Below are 19,430 nucleotides of genomic sequence, written 5' to 3' on the forward strand. Positions count from 1 at the left end.
GGAAATAGTATGAAAAAAATGGGGAAGATATTTTTGACGGGCTGCTTTTCGCTGGCGATGGCTGCCGCTTTTGTCGCAAAGCCTGTTACGGCAGATGCGGAGGAAAAGCTCAAGGAGGGAGAGAAGTTTAAACTCACCATTCTCCAAACGAATGACTTTCATGGTCATTTGGATGACATCGTCACGCTGGATGATGGAACCCTTCATCACAATTCTATTGCGAAATATGCCACCATCATTGAAAATGTGCGCAATGAAGAGGAGAATGTGCTTCTCGTCGATGGCGGGGATGTCTTCCTGCGCGGAGAGTTTCAAGCGGGTCAAGGAGAGTTGGAGACGTCCCTTTTGAAAGCTTTGGACTATGATGCGATGGCTCTCGGAAACAACGACTTCCGCGTTTACCCTGCCGGGGAGGGCACACCGGACAGCCGTTATGAACAGATAAAGGATTACCACCGCAACGTGAATTTCCCCATCCTTACTGGTAATGTCATTGACAGGGAAACAGGAAAGTACATACAGAATGTCAAACCTTGGAAGAATTTTACTTTCACTGGCGTTAAAGTCGGCATGATCGGCCTTACTTCGATGAAGCCGGAAATTCGCGGTTGGGATGATGTTGCAGACCTCGATTTCATCGAACCGGTTGAAGCGTTGAATGCGTTGCTTCCTGAAGTGAGTGAAAAGTCAGACGTTAACATTGTCCTTTCGCATGCCGGAAATCCCGAAGACCATAAGCTGGCTCAGGTTCCCGGAGTCTCAGCGGTAATCGGCGCAGATACACACAAGGTCATCGAAACTCCCGAATACGAATTCAACGGAGAGGTGATGGTGCCAATTACTCAAGCCGGCGGAGAACAAGAACATTATTTGGGCCGCCTGAATTTGACTTTCGAAGTCGTTAACGCCAAAATGACTTTGGTCGAATCCGATGGATTTCTCTACGACGTCACAAATGTTCCGGCAGACCCGGAGATACAAGCGATTATAGACGATTATCGTGCAGATTTGAAAGCGCAATAATCAAGTCTTCATAATGCTATGAGGTATGGAAAAGCGAGATTAATCGCTTTGTCGTTTCTTTCTTAATTATGAAGTAAGTATGCAAGGGGTTGTCAGAAAGTCGGTGAAAACTAACTGACTGGCGGCCTTTTATTTTTGCTCATTTCCCGCCCTACGGACAATCATCCAGCTTAGTGTAGATTTTGTCTGTGTCGTTTAGCTTAATTCCACTACTTGTTATAAAAGGATCGTTAGGAAACAATGCATTTCATATGCCATTGAGATTGCGAAGAATTTCACTAAAATTACCATGAAAATAAACTTCTGTAACTGATAAAATGACAATAATAAGACGCATCCTATTCCATAAATCAACCAATAAAAATATAATCAATAGGCTTTTATTCATCTATATAAGTTCCTAAATAAAAGCGGTGAAAAATAATTTATTCCTATTCGATTTGTGTAGACGGTGTAGCCTTTTTTATTTGCTGAAAATGGTTTGAAAGAGTACTAATGAGTTCATTCACCAAATTTCATTATATAGCTATAAATTGATTTTAAACAATTCTCGATATCCATAAACAACCAGGTGTTTTTTAACCGCTGATGGTCATTATAAATAAAGAAGAAGGGGCTACTGATTACGTATGATTCACATCATATAGTAAATGAGGTGTCGGTTAAAGACGTTTAACTTAACTACTGGTAGCTTCATTAAAAAATCGATTCGAGCAAGGAGATGGTTCTCTTGCACGTAAAAGCAGAAAACTCATTCAATAATTGTCATTTATGCTTTGAAAGTTGAGGAAACTTTTAAGATATAGGGGATGGTTGCTTTGGATGGTAAACTCTAGTCAGATACCAGTATTTACTCTAAAGTAGATGAGGTGTTTATCGCAGAGAATGTATGCTGATTCGAAATGAAGCAAACCCCTTTTTCAGGCAGGGTGCAACTTTCCGTTGCATCCTGTTTTTATGTATTTTCTTGTTATCACTTGCGTGAGCTATTTTATTTTATCCCCACTTTACTTGTATATTTTTTCATTTTACCGTAACCTGTGCTGTTATCACTAAAAGCACCCAATAAGGAAAAGCATATGGGTAACAAGATGATAAAAAAATAATACACTATTATCGGAGAAGACATAAATCAAACAAGAAGGATGGGATCCTGATGGTTGATGAAAATACACAAAAAAACAAACGGGAACAATGGAAAAAGCAAGTCATGAATAATCTGAAGAGGGAAGCTGTCAAAAATATCATAGCAGGAATGGGAGACCTAGCAAGATTAGATGCTAAAGTCAATAATACTTACACTGTATACATCAAGGATGGAAGAATGATAAAGCAAGCTACAAATGGGAAGTGTGTTGTCATTAATGGAAAAATCCAAGATTAACTGAAAAGGGTTAGTAAAAACCATTAAGGGTTCTTTTGGTAATTTAACTTCAGCTGCTCTTTCGGAAACACACTTATAAACCTATTCAGGGATATAACAAACCAATTTCATTTAAAAAAATCAGTCATTCATCTTTAATATCATTTAAATGACCGGAACGTACCACTTTAGTTTTTAAATATTTTTCATTAAACTCGGAAATATCTCCCCATAACGGAACTCTGCCTGCAACGTTGGCACCAGAGTTTTGAAGGGCTTCTAATTTTCTCGGATTGTTGGTGATAAGGGTGACTGGATTAGAGCGCAGTTTTTTTAACACCCGAATGGCGTCATCATAGTTACGTGCATCATCCACAAATCCAAGCTCCAAATTCGCTTCCACCGTATCCAATCCTTTTTCTTGTAGAACATAAGCCATGGCTTTACTAAATAATCCGATGCCTCTTCCTTCGTGATTCGCTAAATAAAATAAAGCTCCGGATCCTTGAGTTGCAATCATTTTCATAGCCTGCTTTAATTGAAAGCCACAATCACAGCGTTTGCTGCCAAATATATCCCCAGTATGACAAATACTATGCATCCGGATAAGGGCATCGGAGGAGTTTTGAAAATCCCCATACAGTAACACACTTGATTGCTGCATTTCCGCTAAGTTGGAAGAGGCTAAAGTTTCAATGATCTTTTCTATATTATAAGTGCCGTCACCACAAAAATGACCCGCCATATACTCACATCGTAACCAGCAATACCACTGGAATATAATTGTTTCGCCCTCTAAGTTTATGGGTAATTTGATTGGGCCGACTAAATAAATGGATGTTTCATCACTTTTAATAACGTTAATTTTTTCTTCTAATATCAATGCCACTTTTTCATTAATCATATAAACTTCCTCCCGAATCTTCTAATACTACGATAACGTTTACTAGTTCATCTCATATTGTACCCAATCCACTCTTTTGTGAATCTTTGATTTTAAATAGAAACAAAAGCTCCAAATGTACTAAAACTAAAGACAACAACAAAAGGTTAACTCCATCTTTGGTGTGAAAACCCATGTCCATTTCTTATTTGAACAGTAACTCATATAACCTCAATAAAGCCACAGCACCGATTTTTCAAATGGAATTCGATAAAAAAAAACACTGTATCTCTTAATTTCAGTAAAAAGGATTGAGAGACATTATTGCATCGATGGTATTTGGGTTAGAAAGAAGTTTGTCTGCAGCTGCCTGTTTACCCGGGAAAATGATGTCTTTCCGTAGGAAATGTCCTGCGAAGTCTTTGGGAAGTTTTGCATCTGTCTATTTCTAAGATGGAAGGGACATGGTGTTTACATTCATGGTCATTTGTTGTACTTACGTTTATTTTACAAACTTCATCTAAGGAAAATGGTGATTTTTTAGATGATATTACCTTGCAGAATGATTTGGATTGTTGAAAATGCGGATACATCCATTGTCTTTCACGCTCACCGATTTTCCTTGTTTTCATAAAATTGGTAACAATTAAAAAAACTTCTTCAAATGAAAACAAAAGTGTTATACAATAAAACAAACATAAATAAAGATAAACGGGGGTAAAACAAAATGGTTAATAATTTATGGAATGATAAAGAAGCGTCAAAAGTAACATCCGGAGTAGAAGAACTGGTTTATCGGTCTAATTTAATCGGTACAGATCGAGCCGTCTGCAACTGGGGAGGCGGCAATACATCCATGAAAACAATGGAAAAAGATTTTCGTGGCCGGGAAATTGAAGTCATGTGGGTTAAAGGAAGCGGTTCCGACCTTGCGACAATGAAAGCGGGCAATTTCACAGGTTTGAATCTAGCGGATATTCACCCTTTAATCGAGCGTGATGAAATGCCTGATGCAGATATGGTTGAATATTTGTCACACTGCATGATCGACAGTAAGCATCCACGTATGTCGATTGAAACTTTACTTCATGCCTTCCTTCCCTTTAAACATGTTGACCATACACATCCAGATGCAATTATTAGTCTTTGCTGTGCAGACAATGGAAAAGAAGTCGCCAATGAAATTTTCGGTGATCGTTTTGTCTGGGTACCATATGAGCGCCCTGGCTTCACTTTGTCTAAAATGATTGCAAAAGGTGTGAAAAATAACCCTCAGGCCGAGCTTGTTTTAATGGAAAAGCACGGATTGGTAACTTGGGGTGAAACATCGAAAGAAGCCTATGAAAAAACCATTTCGATTATAACGGAAGCAGAAGAGTTTATTAAAAGCCGCCAGCATGAAGAAGATGCATTTGGTGGACAGGCATTTGACTCTTTACCTGAAGCAGAGCGCAAAAAGGTACTTGCTTCGATTATGCCGGTTATCCGCGGTGCTGTGGGCGAGGAGAAAAAAATGCTTTTAACCTTTGACGATGCAGATGATGTCCTGCAATTTTTGAATAGCAAAAATGCGGCAGTCTTATCACAAGTCGGTGCCGCTTGCCCGGATCACCTTGTACATACAAAAATGAAGCCGCTATACATTAACTGGGATCCTCAAAATGAACGAACAGAATCCTTGGTGGAAAAAGTTAAAACGGGTATTCAACAATATAAGGAAGAATATAAGCAATACTTCGAGCGCAATAAAAACGAAGGAGATGTGATGTTTGAGGCGGCACCACGAGTTATTTTGATACCAGGTGTCGGAATGGTCAACACAGGCAGAAACGTAGCCATGGCAAACGTGAGCGGAGCACTTTACCATCGAGCGATTGCGGTTATGAAAGGGGCAACAGCACTTGGCGAGTTCGTATCTCTCAGTGAAAATGAGTCATATAACGTTGAATACTGGCCACTTGAGCTGTATAAATTGTCTCTTTCGCCGGCAGAAGCGGAGTTCTCACGCAAAGTAGCCTTCATTACAGGCGGTGCGGGCGGTATTGGCAGCGCAACAGCACGGCGTTTAGTTTCTGAAGGTGCCCATGTAGTTCTAGCTGATTTAAATATTGAAGGTGCTGAAAAAGTTGCGGATGAAATCAATAAAGAATACGGGGAAATACGTGCTGCAGCTTTTAAAATGGATGTTACCAGTGAAGAGCAGGTACAGATTGCCTTTGAGAAATCAGCTCTTACATTTGGGGGAATTGATATTATCGTCAACAATGCCGGCCTTGCCACATCCAGCCCGTTTGATGAAACAACCTTAAAAGAATGGAACCTAAACATGAATGTACTGGGGACGGGCTATTTCCTTGTAGCACGTGAAGCTTTTAAGCAAATGAAACAACAGGGAACAGGAGGAAATATGGTATTTGTCGGATCGAAAAACTCTGTTTACGCTGGAAAAAATGCTTCTGCTTACAGTTCAGTCAAAGCCCTTGAAACACATTTAGCACGTTGCATTGCAGTGGAAGGCGGGGATTTCGGAATCCGTGTTAATTCTGTTTTGCCAGACGCCGTATTACAGGGATCTTCCATTTGGGGATCGGGTTGGCGTCAAGAGCGTGCCGCTGCATACGGAATAGAGCCAGACCAGCTTGAAGATCATTACAAAAAACGTACGACATTGCTAGTAAATATATTCCCGGAAGACATTGCTGAGTCCATAGCGTTTTTCGCTTCATCAAAAGCAGACAAAACAACGGGTTGCATGGTCACTGTAGACGGCGGTGTACCTGGAGCTTTTAATCGCTGAATAGGTTTTGCCTGTTTTCTTGGATTTTGTTGCTTTAAGTGGAGGGTTTGTCAAAGGCGAAATCAATCTATCCAAAAATAATAGATTAAGTATGTACTGCCCATTGTGATAAGTGAAGAATATATGATTTGGAAAAGGTAGTAGGAATCATGGAGTGAACTATTCAATCCGTTAAAAAGGATGGGACGATATGACAATTAAAGAACAGTACGAAGCGGCGAAACAAGCGTATGCGAATTGGGGAATTGATGTGGATGCGGCACTCGAAACTCTGAAAAAAGTGCCTATTTCGATACATTGCTGGCAGGGTGATGATATTGGTGGATTTGAAGTGAACAAAAGTGAATTATCGGGCGGAATTGATGTGACGGGGAATTATCCAGGAAAAGCCACTACGCCGGAAGAGCTACGCATGGATCTTGAAAAAGCGTTATCGCTTATTCCGGGGAAACATCGCGTCAATTTGCATGCCATTTATGCGGAAACAAATGGAGAAGCAGTCGAACGCGATCAGCTTGAGCCAAAGCACTTCGAAAACTGGTTGAATTGGGCTAAAGAAAACGGTCTTGGTTTGGATTTTAACCCGACACTATTTTCCCATGAAAAAGCAGCAGACGGCTTGACACTTTCTCATCCAGATGAAGAAATACGTGAATTCTGGATAGATCATTGCATCGCCAGCCGAAAAATCGGAGAGTACTTTGGTCGTGAACTCGGCATGCCCTGCTTAACAAATATATGGATTCCAGACGGCTACAAAGATATTCCAAGCGACCGTTTGACACCGAGAAAGAGATTAAAAGAATCCCTTGATCGAATTTTTACGGCAGAAGTGGATGAAACATGTAATTGGGATGCAGTGGAAAGTAAAGTATTCGGTATCGGTTCCGAGTCTTATGTCGTAGGATCGCATGAATTCTACCTTGGCTACGCACTGAAAAATAACAAAATTTGCTTAGTGGATACAGGTCATTATCATCCGACTGAAACAGTATCGAACAAAATTTCTTCGATGCTATTATACAGTGATAAACTGGCACTTCATGTTTCGCGCCCGGTTCGATGGGACAGTGACCACGTCGTAATTTTAGACGATGAGCTTCGTGAAATTGCGCTTGAAATTGTTCGCAATGATGCATTAAACCAGGTGATCATTGGTCTTGATTTCTTTGATGCCAGCATTAACCGTGTTGCTGCCTGGACGATTGGTACGCGTAATATGATTAAAGCCCTCTTATATGCCTTACTTGTACCGAACGATCATTTGAAAGAACTGCAAGAAAAAGGGGATTTTACTGAGCGACTGGCATTAATGGAGGAATTTAAAACCTATCCATTTGGTGCAATTTGGGATTATTATTGTGAGAAAATGAATGTACCGGTAAAGGAAAGTTGGCTGACGCAAGTGAAAGAATATGAACGTGATGTTTTAGCAAAACGTTAAATTAAGGTTATCCTGAATCGGCAAACCGATGTGTGACTAATTCCGCTGAATTAATATGGGTCTATCGATTCGTCCCGAATGATTGGTCTGGAAATTCCGAAGTATAACGAAGAGATGGAGAAAAAGTAAAAAAGTTTTTGTTTTAAATTAGAAAATTAATATAGTTAAAAGGAAAACTTATTAGAAAGGTAATTCCTTTATAAAATATACCTATAACGATCTATGACACAGGTCTTTCTATGGGTATATTTTATTTTTTGATTGCACGTTAATGAATAGACATGAAAGCTAGTCAATTTGTACTCGAAATGTTAAATCAGGAATGAGAGTATCGTACACCATATTGATTTAATCTGTTGAAAATTAGACTGATGACTGAAGAAGAATCGTTAATGTAATGACGTAGACTGCTTTGTAATTTTCCAATACAACTAAAAATGAAACACTATGAGCAAGTGAAACTATATAAAAATATTATTTGAATTTTAAAAATGTTTGTAAAATTTGAATTGACAAACCTTTCAAAAACAGTAAAAATCAATAATAAAAAGAAAAAAATGATGGGGTTCAATTGTACAATAGAGGTATTTTTAATACATATAAAAGAGAATGAGAAAGGCCTTCACTCTTGATGCTAAAATACGATTTTTCCAGTTTCCATTGCGCTATTCGTGTAATTTAGTAGATGAACAAAACAGAGAAGGTCATGGCTGGACAATAAATTGTAGGGAAACCTGAAAGTATATAAAGGTTTCCTATTTTAGTAAAGAAAGTAAGGTTTTACTCCCGGAAAGATCTATCATTTATGAAACCGTTTTCTTAGAAAGAAGCAGCGGTAAATGTAACCGGATGATAAAAGCATTTCTTAAGTCATTCCTTCTTACAATTTCCATGATACGTGCTAATGTTTAGAATTTAAGAAAGAAGGTAGCTAATCATGTTAAGGATGCCCATCTCTTTTATTTTGTTTTTATTTATACTAAGCGGCTGTGATCATTCTTCAGAATACGAGATTATTTACAATGATGAAGAAAGTATCGACGTTACTACAAAACCTGTCGAGGATAAAAAAGATACATATACGATAGCTGTTATACCTAAAATTGACGGAATTCCTTATTTTAAAGCGGTAGAGGAGGGGGCGTTGGAGGCGGGAAAAGACTTAGGTGTGAAGGTCATATATACAGGCCCACCTACCCCCAGCTCTGAAAAGCAGGAAGAGATTATAACAAAATTAATTGAAAAAAAAGTGGACGTAATTGCGGTATCTGCAAATGATCCATATAAATTAGGTAGGGTGCTGCAAAAAGCAAAGCGTAAAGGAATCAAGGTGATCACCTGGGATTCTGATACTAATGCATCATACAGAAGCTTTTTTGTGAACATGATAGATCCTGAGATAATCGGCAGGCATGTAATGGATACTCTAGCTATTGAAATGGAAGAAAAAGGGGAGTTTGCGATTATGACGGGATCTCCTACCGCTGCCAATCTTAATACATGGATTGATTGGATTCAAATCCAACAAAAAGAATATTATCCAACTATGAAACTAGTTGAAGTGGAATATACAAACGAAGATATTCATAAAGCGTATAAGGTAACACAAAATTTATTTAAAAAATACCCGGACCTAAAAGGAATTATTGGTATTTCAACGGTTAACCCTCCTGCTGCGGCTCAGGCTGTGAAAGATGCAGGTAAAATCGGCAAGATTGCCGTAGTCGGTACATCGACTCCTAATTTAATGAATGAGTATTTACAGGAGGGTGCTGCCCAGACCATTACGTTATGGAGTCCACAAAAGTTGGGTTACTTGACTGTTAGCCTAGCAAAAAACTTATTGATTGATGAATTTCCTTATGATGGACAGAACATTAAGAACATAGGTAGGATTAAATTCAACGGTGATATCGTCATTATGGGAGAGCCCATCGATTTTACAAAGGGAAATGTGAACCAGTATGATTTTTAAAGGGAAAAAGCCGATCCAGATAAAAAACTTGCGTTTAACTACAAAACTAGTTACAACCTATACATTATTAACGGTTCTACCTATGGCCTTACTTGGGTTCATTGCATACTGGCAATACACAAAATCAATAGAAGAAGAAGTGGGCGAATATATTCCCCGTCTTGTCAAACAGGTTAATGGCAACATTGAAAATGACATTCAAAAACTAGAGACCTTACCTGATTTAATTTATAATTCCGGTGATGTCATGGCTATTTTAAGAGACAGTCAATCAAAAAAAAAATCGGTTTTGCTACACGATGAATATATCATGAAGAGTTATTTGACAAGGACCTATTTAAATAACAATTCATCTCATATTTTGGGGGCGTTTCTTATTTCCAAGAATCGTACATTTGCAAGTACAAGTCTCCATTATGACAGTTTTGGTTTTGAAGATGGTTCCTTGCCATATGCAGATGACCTAGGATTGCTAGGCGAGATGCAGTTGCTCCTTCCTAATCAGACTAATTTAACGTTTGAAGGGGATCCCTCCTATTTTATGCTAGTCAAACCAATTACTGATTTCGATAATAGAAAAAATTTAGGAACGCTCTATATAGCCATCGATGTAGCGTTTTTTGAACAATCACTTCAGGATTTGCAAAAGGAAGAGAATGTTACGATGTGGATCATGAATAAGCGGGGGAAGATAATTTATCATAAGGATCATTCAAAAATTGGTTCTGTGGAAAAAGGAATACATGATTACCCATTACTGAATGGTAGTTTTCGTACAGAAATCGATGGAAAACGGAATTTAATCAGTATAAGTGAATCAAATGAGCTGCCATGGGTGCTCGTTCACAGCATGCCAATCAAAAATATGACGGAAAAAACGGATGTTATCCGAAATGTGACAATTTTCGTTTTTATCCTGTTCACACTCATTACTACATTGATCTCTATCTTTTTTGCCTGGACCGTTACACGTCCACTAAACGAATTAGGAGATATCATGAAGCGAGTGGAAAAAGGTGATTTATTAGTAGATATACCCATACATTCCAAGGATGAAGTCGGGATGCTCGCGAACAGTTTTCGATCTATGCTTGCAGAGATAAGAGAGCTGATTCAAAAAAACTACCACATTGAACTGCGAAAAAAAACAGCTGAATTATACGCCCTTCAATCTCAAATAAATCCTCACTTTATGTATAATACGCTGGAAACCATAGGCATGGCTGTGGAAGAAGGAGATAGCGATGAAGTCGTGAAGATGGTGACATTGCTTGGTAGAATGATGCGCTTTTCAATCAGTAATAAAGAAAGCTTGGTTCCTATAAACAGTGAGGTTCAGCACATTGAAGATTATTTAAGCATCCAACAATTCCGTTTTGAAGATCGTTTGCATTTTATGATAGAAAAAGGAGCAGATGTGGTTAATTATTATATACCCAAGTTTGTTTTACAGCCAATCGTTGAAAATTCCATTAAATATGGATTGGAAAAAAGAAAGGAAATAGACATTCAAATACATATTTCTGATGAGGAAACTCAGACAGGTGAGGAAGATCTTTTGCTGATAGTCAGTGATGACGGACCAGGGATAACAGAAAGCAAATTAATTGAATTAAATGAAAAGTTACGTTTGGATCCAATGATGAAACGAGACTCTGGCTTTGGGATTATCAATGTAAATGCAAGAATTGGCATGATGTTCGGGGAACAATATAATCTTCAAATTAATAGCGAATACGGAAAGGGAACGAGTGTGATTATTCGACTTCCCAAAATAAATGCCCAACAAGTAAGCATGTATGTTCAAGGAGAGGAGAAGAACAGAGATGATACAAAGGGTCAGGACGGTCATTGTAGATGATGAACCAAGGATAAGAAGAGGCATAGAAAGACTAGTACAATCTTGTGGGGAAGAGTGGCATGTTGTAGGTGTTTACTCCGATGGCCAAGAGGCATACGATGCAATTATCAATCAAGTAGAAGAAGTTGATGTATTAATAACAGATGTACAAATGCCTGTCATGGACGGGTTAACGTTAATTCAACAGTTGAAAAAAACTAAACCAACGCTATTTCCATTCATTATAAGCGGGTATGATGATTTTCTTTATGTACAGACTGCCCTAAGGGAAGGCGCTGTCGATTATATATTGAAACCGATTGATCGAGAAAAGTTTAAACTGCAGTTGAAGACTGTGCAGGAAAAAGTAATTGAGGCGCGAAAGGAAAGGGAAAAGATAGGAGAAATAGAAGAAAGAGCCTTGATATTAACCCATGAAAAGCAGCTTCAATTGCTGATGGAAATAACGTTGAAAGATGCAATGGACTTATCATTACTTGAATGGACGCGGCAATTTCCAGAAGGAACCTATTCCCTGATCCATATTGGAATCGATCATACATTTGCCAAAACCCAAAGTTTTTCACCAGAAGATTGGGGGAGATGGAATGATGTAATAAAAAAACTTATAAAAGACTTACTAGATGATCATTCAACGCATTGGATGTGGAAAGATAGTCTACATGCCAGTTGGGTATTGATTAAGGATACTACCCCTTCAGCTTTGGAGCAATTGTGTATAACATTAAAAACAACTGTCCAACGGCAAACCCCTTTTACGGTTTCCATTGCCCTTGGGAATGAGTTTAATGACCTTACCCTTTTAGTAAATATTAAAGATGAATTACGATCTACCTTGCAATATCGAATGATACAAGGAGGCAATAAAATTTTCAGATCTGAAATGCTTAAACATGTATCATATAATAAAGTGATTGAAGTGCCGCCATCCATCTATAAATGGGCAGAAGAGACAGTGGAGGCGATGGAGCATGGGGAAGAAGCTGCCATTCGTTCTCTCATGCAATTTTTTAACGAATTGAAAGATGTCACGTCCCCTTTTGTAATACAAGAATCGGTTCGCTATTTGTCTATTAGAATTATTAATAAATGGATTAAAAGTGATGGTTTTAAAGAGCTTCCGCTTTTACTTGAGGAAGCATTTAGCATTGCCGAGGATTCTTCTCATTTTAATCATTTAAAAAAGGAGACGGAGCGCTGGGTCATGAATATGTTAAAAAAGCAAGCAGCATTTCAAAATGACCAAACAGATCCCATACGCCAGGCAAAAGAATGGATTCTAAATCATATAGGAGATAACATCACAATAAAAAAAATCGCCAATCATGTCCATTTAAATTCAACCTATTTTTGTGAGTATTTTAAAAATCAGACAGGTGAAACCGTGCTTGACTATGTAACCAATGAACGGTTAAAAGTCGCGAAGGAATTATTAAGTCATACAGATTTAAAGATTTACGATATTGCTTCAAAAGTAGGCTATCAAGATACCAAATATTTTAGTCGGCTGTTTAAGCAATGGACAGGACAACTGCCGTCTCAATATCGAGATACTCATGAGTTTTTTGTGAAAAAGTAGAAGCTTCCATTCCGGAGCTTTTTTTTATGTCTACATTGAAAATGTCCCGAAGAAAATCCCCCCTACCCGAATTTTATCACCTACCAGCTTATGCCAATTCCCTTTATAGTGAAAGTATCAACAAAGAAAGCGCTTCCTTTATAAAGAAAACGCTTTCTTAATAAAAGATGAAATGGAACGGGAGTGTTTATATGACCTTAATTGGACCCTCACTTATGTGTGCAGATATGGGGAATTTACAAGAATCAGTAATGAGATTAGACCGTGCAGGTGTTGATTTCTTTCATCTAGATATAATGGATGGATCGTTTGTTCCTAATTTTACGATGGGCCCGGATCTAATTAAAAGCATTAGGCAATTCTCGGATAAACCATTTGATGTTCACTTAATGGTTGAAAGACCGGAAGACCATTTAGATCTTTTCATTCAGTCGGGGGCAGATATGATTTCCATTCATGCAGAGGCAACTGCCCATTTACAGAGATCACTACAAAAGCTGAAGAATGATGGGATTAAGGCAGGGGTAGCCTTAAATCCATCAACCCCCATCACAGAGCTTGAACATGTATTGGATGTAGTCGATTATGTAACGGTGATGACGGTGAATCCTGGTTTTGCCGGGCAGTCCTTTGTACCGCTTATGTATAAGAAAATAAAAAAGATAAAAGAATTAATTCAATCGGAAGGCTACCAAATTGATATTCAGGTAGATGGAAACATTGGGTTCGAAACCATTCCGGGTGTATTGAAAAATGGAGCCGACATGTTGGTTTGCGGTACGTCCTGTTTATTTAAAAACGATGTATTACTGGAAGATGCCGTTGGCCAACTCCGGGCATTCTTAGAGCAAATGAAAATGAAAAACGAGGGTTGTGCATGAAAGGGATTGTAGTGGTAGGGAGTATTAATATGGATATTGTCGCAGTCACTAATCAGTATCCAGCCCATGGTGAAACAATCTTCGGAGAAAATATGAAGCTATTAAGTGGTGGAAAAGGCGCAAATCAAGCAACGACGTGCGCAAAACTCGGAAAACCAGTAAAGCTAATCGGTGCGGTTGGCGAGGACGCATTCGGGCATGAAATAGAACGTTCTCTTCTTCAAAATAACGTGAATATATCCTCCTTGAAACATGTTGCAGAACATCCAACTGGATGCGCAGTCATTACAGTAGATGCTACAGCAGAAAACACCATGCTTGTCATTAAAGGGGCCAATGAACATTTGACAAGAAGTGATATTGACATTTGTTTTTCTACCATCAGTGATGACTATGCTGTTTTACTTGTACAGATGGAAATTCCTGATGAGGCTGTTCTACAAGCCATGAAAAGGGCTAAAGAAAAAAATATGTTTATTATCTTGGACCCTGCTCCGGCAGAAGGGGTAACGACTGAAGCACTGACCTATGCTAATTTGATTACGCCGAATTGGCAGGAAACAAAAGTGTTGACTGGAATCGAAGTCAACTCGAAGGAAAGTGCATGCAAAGCGGGTGTTTTCTTTAAGAATCATTTTGGCGTGGAGAATAGCATTATTAAGTTGGGCCATAAAGGAGCATTGGTTTATCAAAATGGTGAAACAAACTTTATCGAGCCCATTGCTGTAAAAGCTGTTGATACAGTGGGGGCAGGAGACTCGTTCGCAGGCGCCCTTGCCTGTGCCATTGCAGATGGGGAGACGATCGAATCAGCAGCCGAGTTTGCTTCAATTGTAGCGGCGATGAAGGTAACGAAAATGGGGGCCCAAGATGGTGTGCCGAGGCTAGCAGAAGTGGAACATTTTTGTGAAACCAATAACATTAATTACTATGGAAAAAAACAAAAGTTGAATCAAATTTATGACTGATTAAGGTTGGAAAGGAGAGAAACATGTCTGATTTCTTATTGCAAATGACGAATGTCAGTAAAACCTTCCCAGGTGTAAAAGCACTGGATAGCGTTCAGCTTGAAGTGAAAAAAGGAGAAGTTCATGCGTTAATAGGTGAGAATGGTGCCGGGAAATCAACGCTCATTAAAATATTAGCTGGCATTTATCGACCGGACCCAGGCGCCAAGTTTTACTTTGAAGGAAAAGAAGCCGAAATTCAAAAACCGATTGATGCTACGCTAAAAGGTATTTCAATCATTTATCAGGATTTAAGTTTATTTTCAAACCTATCTGTAGCTGAAAATATCAATATTGGCCGGGATAGTGATAAAAAACCATGGAAAAAGATTAGATGGAAGGAGATGGAGGATACGGCAAAACGGGCACTTAAAGAACTGGAATTTGAGATTGATGTTCATACACCCGTTGAAAAATTAAGCATTGCTCAACAGCAGCTGATTGAAATCGCCAGAGCCCTCGCTTTTGATTCCAAGTTGATTGTAATGGACGAACCGACTTCATCCCTATCCGCAGGGGAAGTTGAAAAGCTTTATAAAGTTATACAAAAGTTAAAGGATCGCGGAATTTCCATAATCTTTGTCAGCCACAAGTTAAAAGAGTTATTTACTGTTTCCGATCGATTTACAATACTGCGCGATGGGAAATATGTAGGCACTTACGAAACTGAAGAACTTGATGAAGATAAATTAATCACACTAATGGTGGGACGTCAGATTTTATATAAAAAGAATATGGTAAAAGGAAAAACGGGAAAAACTCTTTTGGAACTGAATGGTTTATCAAAAGAAGGTAACTTTAAAGATATTTCCTTTGAATTGAAAGCTGGAGAAGTCCTTGGGATTACAGGACTTGTCGGATCAGGAAGAACAGAGCTTGCACAGGCGATATTCGGGGTCAACAGGCCTTACGATGGAAGTATGAAAATAAATGGGGTTTCTACTAAAATCAAGTCTTCTGAACATGCTGTAAAGCAAGGGATTGCATATATTCCAGAAAGCAGAAAAACGCAAGGACTCATCCTTCGCCAGTCCATAATCAACAATATTTCATTACCTGTTTTGAAACAATTGAGAAATAAATTCAAATTGATCAAACGAAAGGAAGAAGTTAAGCTGGCTGATCATTATATGAAAACGCTAGATGTTAGACCGGCTTTGCCTAAAAGGGCAGCTGGTGACCTGTCAGGCGGAAATCAACAGAAAGTCGTGATCGGCAAGTGGCTTTCTACTAAACCACAAATCCTAATTATTGACGAACCGACGAATGGGATTGATATTGGGGCTAAGTCAGAGATTCATAAGTTAATGAGGGAACTGGCTGCTGAAGGAATGGGCATTATTGTGATTTCTTCAGAGCTTCCAGAAGTACTTGCTGTCAGTGATCGAATTTTGGTCATGAGACACGGAAGAATAGCCGGAGAACTTGGTATAGAAGAAGCCACACAGGAAAATATCATGAATTATGCTCTGCTTGGTTCTCAATCTCCTTCCAAAAAAGGGCTTCCGCTAAAAGAGGAGGTACGTGCATGAACGCCATTTTGAAGTCGAAGGAAATCAGCATCGGAATGATTGTTTTGCTTTTATGTATTACATTGACATTCTTAAGCCCGTATTTTTTAACTGTAGACAATTTGCTGGATGTACTAAAAGGGAATGCTGTACTTGGAATTCTGGCGGTGGGTATGACACTTGTAATCATCACTGGCGGGATTGACGTATCGGTCGCCGCTGTTACAAGCGCTGTCTGTGTCATCGTTGGAAAAGTAATGATGCTCATGCCTGACCATCCCATCTCTATACTATTACTCTTTTTGATTGGGCCATTTCTTGGGGTTTGTTTAGGTGCACTGAATGGACTGCTTGTTGCAAAGGTTCAAATTCCAGCTATTGTCGTGACACTTGGAATGATGAGTATCATTAATGGGCTCGTGTTGTACATTACGAATGGTCAGTATTTGAACAGCAGCAGTTTTCCAACAGTATTCATCAAGTTTGCTAGTTTTGAGGTGTTCGGTATGTCTATCATCATTCTAATTTTTATCGCCGTAGCTCTGTTTACTTGGTATATTTTGAAATACACATTAATCGGTCGCGAAGTATTGGCGATTGGCGGTAATAAAGATTCAGCCATTCGGGTTGGGATAAATTTTGACAAAGTTCAAATATTTGTTTTCTCCTATATGGGGTTTCTTGCAGGAATAGCAGCCATTGCTCAAACAGCATATACAAAGGCTGTTGATCCTAATGGAATGCTTGGTCTGGAGCTGATGGTCATAGCAGCCGTTGTTTTGGGCGGTGCGAACATCATGGGGGGGCGCGGTACCATTTTGGGAACGGTTTTGGGCGTTCTTCTGCTAGGCATTGTACAAAATGGTCTTATCTTGGCAAAAATTGATACCTTCTGGCAAAAAGTATTCACTGGATTGATTATATTACTGGCTGTGTCATACGACCACATTCAATATAAGCGCTCAAAAGATAAGTTAGCAAAAATTGAAGTGGAAGCGTAAGAAAGAGGTGAAAAAATGAAACGGCTTTCAATATCAAAAGAAAATACTTTAGGGGTAATTACAGCAGGTTTGTTTGTGTTAATGAGTTTTTCAATACCTGGATTCTTTTCTTCAAATAATTTAACCAATATGATGTTCCAGCTCCCGGAGTTTGGTTTAATCGCTTTAGCAATGATGGTGGTGATTGTAACTGGAGGAATTGACCTATCGATTACGTATACAGCTGCCTTGTCTGGCGTGACAATCGCACTTATGGCAAGCAGCGGATACCCAATGTTAGGCGCAATCTTAATCGGTGTTTTAGTCGGGCTGAGCTGCGGATTGATTAACGGCGTACTCATCTCAAAAATCGGTGTTTCGCCAATACTGGTGACACTCGGAACGATGGTGCTTTTTGAAGGTTTGATCTTAAGCATTACGAAAGGAAATTCAATTTCAGGATTCAGTGAGGGTTATAGCTTAATTGGAAACGGTTACTATATGGGGATCGTTCCTCTTTCCATCATTATTTTTGTACTATTTGCAATATTAACAGCTATATTGCTGTCAAAAACCAAATGGGGCAGAAGTGTTTATATGGTGGGTAGCAATCCGATCGCCACATTATTTTCAGGGGTAAATAATAGCAAGGTATTAATGAGGGTTTACTTATATGCGGCACTTCTTGCCACAATTGCTTCTATTATTATGACATCCCGTTATAATACTGCAAAAGTGGATCTGGGATCTTCTTATTTATTACAAAGTGTAGCGGCTGCCGTGCTTGGCGGAACGGAAATTCAAGGTGGTTATGGCAAGGTTATCGGCACTGTTTACGCTGTGGTCATTTTCCAAATGTTATCAAGTGGATTGAACTTAATGGGTGTACCACGATCGATCGTAACTGTAATGATGGGGGTTATTTTAATCACGGTATTGGTCATAAACTTCGTGAAAACGAAATTAGACGAAAAAAGTCAAAAGAATTTACCTTCAAACTCTGTAGCGTAATTTACATGACCATGTAATCTCTGAAAATACTTTAGTAAAAAATTAGAAAAATTTCAAGGGGGATCATTATGAAGAAAATGACGGGGATATTGGCAACAGCTATTTTAGCTGGGGGACTATTAGCAGGCTGTGTATCACAAGAAGGAGCATCGGGGAACAGTGAAAAAGAAACAAGTGGCGGAGGTGGTAATGAGAAGTTGAAAATTGCCGTAGTTCCAAAATTAATGGGGATACCATATTTCAATGCTTCTGAAAAAGGAGCGATTCAAGCAGGTAAAGATCTTGGTGTGGAAACCATTTACACAGGACCTACGGAACCGGATGCTGCACAGCAAGTAAAAGTAATTGAAGACTTAATTAGTCAAGATGTGGATGTAATCGCAGTAGCACCAAATGACGCTGCATCACTCTCACCAGTCCTTCAAAAGGCGAAGGATGAAGGAATAATTGTAATGGATTGGGATACACCAGCTGATCAATCCCTTGTAGAATTATCCGTCCACCAAATAGACGATGAAGCATACGGTCGACATATCGCTAAATCCCTCGTAAAACAAATGGGTGTTGAAAAAGGGCAAATCGCTATATTAACTGGAGGGCTTTCAGCTGCAAACTTAAACACCTGGATAGATGCAGCAAAAAAAGAACTGGAAGAGAATTATCCAGGTATTGAATTAGTATCGGATAAAATCGCGACAGATGAAAAACAACAGGTGGCATACCAAAAAACACTGGATTTAATAAAATCAAATCCTGAATTAAAAGGAATCATGGCTTTTTCTACTCCGGCACCTCTTGGGGCAGCCCAAGCTGTTCAGGAAAAAGGACTGCAAGATGATATTACAGTTGTTGGAACTGCTCTACCGAAAGACTCTTCACCATATTTAAATGATGGATCTCTAGATGTAGCCATTCTTTGGGAGCCAGACAAACTAGGTTATTTAACCGTTGCCCTCGCCAAACGTCTAGCTGAAGGGGAGAAACCAGAAGATGGTTTGAAAGTTGAAAATGTAGGTGAAATTGACGTGTGGGAGGATGGAAAAACAATCATCATGGGACCACCGACAGATTTTACGAAAGACAATGCAGCTGATTTTAATTTTTAAGGTTAGATA

14 protein-coding genes are annotated in these 19,430 nt (G+C 39.0%); 13 read left to right on the plus strand and 1 reads right to left on the minus strand.

Features of this window, described 5'->3' with window-relative positions:
- Positions 1 to 9 precede the first annotated feature (9 nt).
- Together ABOA58_RS10850 and ABOA58_RS10855 are read left to right on the plus strand one after the other, a co-directional pair.
- On the plus strand, positions 10 to 1,023 hold the full coding sequence (locus ABOA58_RS10850) for a bifunctional metallophosphatase/5'-nucleotidase (protein ID WP_350302290.1): 1,014 nt from the start codon (positions 10 to 12) through the stop codon (positions 1,021 to 1,023).
- A gap of 1,156 nt (positions 1,024 to 2,179) precedes the next feature.
- Positions 2,180 to 2,407 carry a hypothetical protein gene (locus ABOA58_RS10855; RefSeq protein WP_350302291.1) on the plus strand — a complete coding sequence of 76 codons (228 nt, stop codon included), beginning with the start codon at positions 2,180 to 2,182 and terminating at the stop codon, positions 2,405 to 2,407.
- 124 nt (positions 2,408 to 2,531) lie between these two features.
- Here the strand turns inward: ABOA58_RS10855 and ABOA58_RS10860 are convergent, their stop codons facing one another.
- A complete protein-coding gene (locus ABOA58_RS10860; protein ID WP_350302292.1) occupies positions 2,532 to 3,290 on the minus strand; it encodes a GTP cyclohydrolase II in 759 nt (252 codons plus the stop codon).
- A gap of 706 nt (positions 3,291 to 3,996) precedes the next feature.
- On the opposite strand from ABOA58_RS10860, the gene ABOA58_RS10865 reads away from it, so the two are divergent.
- From ABOA58_RS10865 to ABOA58_RS10915, 11 genes are all read left to right on the plus strand, one after another.
- On the plus strand, positions 3,997 to 6,066 hold the full coding sequence (locus ABOA58_RS10865) for a bifunctional aldolase/short-chain dehydrogenase (RefSeq protein ID WP_350302293.1): 2,070 nt from the start codon (positions 3,997 to 3,999) through the stop codon (positions 6,064 to 6,066).
- A 190-nt stretch (positions 6,067 to 6,256) separates the two neighbouring features.
- Entirely contained in the window at positions 6,257 to 7,510 is a 1,254-nt protein-coding gene (rhaA, locus tag ABOA58_RS10870; RefSeq protein WP_350302294.1) for an L-rhamnose isomerase, read from the plus strand.
- 937 nt (positions 7,511 to 8,447) lie between these two features.
- Positions 8,448 to 9,485 (plus strand): autoinducer 2 ABC transporter substrate-binding protein, encoded by a 1,038-nt coding sequence (locus tag ABOA58_RS10875; protein WP_350302295.1) that lies wholly within the window; start codon positions 8,448 to 8,450, stop codon positions 9,483 to 9,485.
- On the plus strand, positions 9,475 to 11,346 hold the full coding sequence (locus ABOA58_RS10880) for a cache domain-containing sensor histidine kinase (RefSeq protein ID WP_350302296.1): 1,872 nt from the start codon (positions 9,475 to 9,477) through the stop codon (positions 11,344 to 11,346). Before ABOA58_RS10875 ends, ABOA58_RS10880 begins: the two co-directional genes overlap by 11 nt.
- Entirely contained in the window at positions 11,312 to 12,925 is a 1,614-nt protein-coding gene (locus tag ABOA58_RS10885) for a response regulator (RefSeq protein ID WP_350302297.1), read from the plus strand. Before ABOA58_RS10880 ends, ABOA58_RS10885 begins: the two co-directional genes overlap by 35 nt.
- A gap of 191 nt (positions 12,926 to 13,116) precedes the next feature.
- Positions 13,117 to 13,806: a ribulose-phosphate 3-epimerase gene (gene rpe / locus ABOA58_RS10890; RefSeq protein ID WP_137017953.1), complete on the plus strand. Its 690-nt coding sequence runs from the start codon at positions 13,117 to 13,119 to the stop codon at positions 13,804 to 13,806.
- Positions 13,803 to 14,774, plus strand: coding sequence for a ribokinase (rbsK, locus tag ABOA58_RS10895; RefSeq protein WP_350302298.1), 972 nt, complete (start codon positions 13,803 to 13,805; stop codon positions 14,772 to 14,774). The genes rpe and rbsK overlap by 4 nt, the downstream gene beginning before the upstream one ends.
- 23 nt (positions 14,775 to 14,797) lie before the next feature.
- A complete protein-coding gene (locus ABOA58_RS10900) occupies positions 14,798 to 16,345 on the plus strand; it encodes a sugar ABC transporter ATP-binding protein (RefSeq protein ID WP_350302299.1) in 1,548 nt (515 codons plus the stop codon).
- Entirely contained in the window at positions 16,342 to 17,325 is a 984-nt protein-coding gene (locus ABOA58_RS10905; RefSeq protein WP_350302300.1) for an ABC transporter permease, read from the plus strand. The genes ABOA58_RS10900 and ABOA58_RS10905 overlap by 4 nt, the downstream gene beginning before the upstream one ends.
- Before the next feature lie 15 nt (positions 17,326 to 17,340).
- Positions 17,341 to 18,315 (plus strand): ABC transporter permease, encoded by a 975-nt coding sequence (locus tag ABOA58_RS10910; protein WP_137017949.1) that lies wholly within the window; start codon positions 17,341 to 17,343, stop codon positions 18,313 to 18,315.
- A 68-nt stretch (positions 18,316 to 18,383) separates the two neighbouring features.
- On the plus strand, positions 18,384 to 19,421 hold the full coding sequence (locus ABOA58_RS10915; RefSeq protein WP_048677830.1) for an autoinducer 2 ABC transporter substrate-binding protein: 1,038 nt from the start codon (positions 18,384 to 18,386) through the stop codon (positions 19,419 to 19,421).
- Positions 19,422 to 19,430 lie beyond the last annotated feature (9 nt).

The sequence above is a fragment of the Peribacillus frigoritolerans genome (assembly GCF_040250305.1).
Lineage (GTDB): Bacteria > Bacillota > Bacilli > Bacillales > DSM-1321 > Peribacillus.

What these genes read in the sequence shown, in the direction of transcription:
- ABOA58_RS10885 (WP_350302297.1), top strand. Translation starts at nt 11,312, where the DNA reads ATGATACAAAGGGTCAGGACGGTCATTGTAGATGATGAACCAAGGATA.
- rpe (WP_137017953.1), top strand. Translation starts at nt 13,117, where the DNA reads ATGACCTTAATTGGACCCTCACTTATGTGTGCAGATATGGGGAATTTA.
- ABOA58_RS10850 (WP_350302290.1), top strand. Translation starts at nt 10, where the DNA reads ATGAAAAAAATGGGGAAGATATTTTTGACGGGCTGCTTTTCGCTGGCG.
- ABOA58_RS10875 (WP_350302295.1), top strand. Translation starts at nt 8,448, where the DNA reads ATGTTAAGGATGCCCATCTCTTTTATTTTGTTTTTATTTATACTAAGC.
- ABOA58_RS10865 (WP_350302293.1), top strand. Translation starts at nt 3,997, where the DNA reads ATGGTTAATAATTTATGGAATGATAAAGAAGCGTCAAAAGTAACATCC.
- ABOA58_RS10915 (WP_048677830.1), top strand. Translation starts at nt 18,384, where the DNA reads ATGAAGAAAATGACGGGGATATTGGCAACAGCTATTTTAGCTGGGGGA.
- ABOA58_RS10860 (WP_350302292.1), bottom strand. Translation starts at nt 3,290, where the DNA reads ATGATTAATGAAAAAGTGGCATTGATATTAGAAGAAAAAATTAACGTT.
- ABOA58_RS10910 (WP_137017949.1), top strand. Translation starts at nt 17,341, where the DNA reads ATGAAACGGCTTTCAATATCAAAAGAAAATACTTTAGGGGTAATTACA.
- ABOA58_RS10855 (WP_350302291.1), top strand. Translation starts at nt 2,180, where the DNA reads ATGGTTGATGAAAATACACAAAAAAACAAACGGGAACAATGGAAAAAG.
- ABOA58_RS10900 (WP_350302299.1), top strand. Translation starts at nt 14,798, where the DNA reads ATGTCTGATTTCTTATTGCAAATGACGAATGTCAGTAAAACCTTCCCA.
- rbsK (WP_350302298.1), top strand. Translation starts at nt 13,803, where the DNA reads ATGAAAGGGATTGTAGTGGTAGGGAGTATTAATATGGATATTGTCGCA.
- ABOA58_RS10880 (WP_350302296.1), top strand. Translation starts at nt 9,475, where the DNA reads ATGATTTTTAAAGGGAAAAAGCCGATCCAGATAAAAAACTTGCGTTTA.
- ABOA58_RS10905 (WP_350302300.1), top strand. Translation starts at nt 16,342, where the DNA reads ATGAACGCCATTTTGAAGTCGAAGGAAATCAGCATCGGAATGATTGTT.
- rhaA (WP_350302294.1), top strand. Translation starts at nt 6,257, where the DNA reads ATGACAATTAAAGAACAGTACGAAGCGGCGAAACAAGCGTATGCGAAT.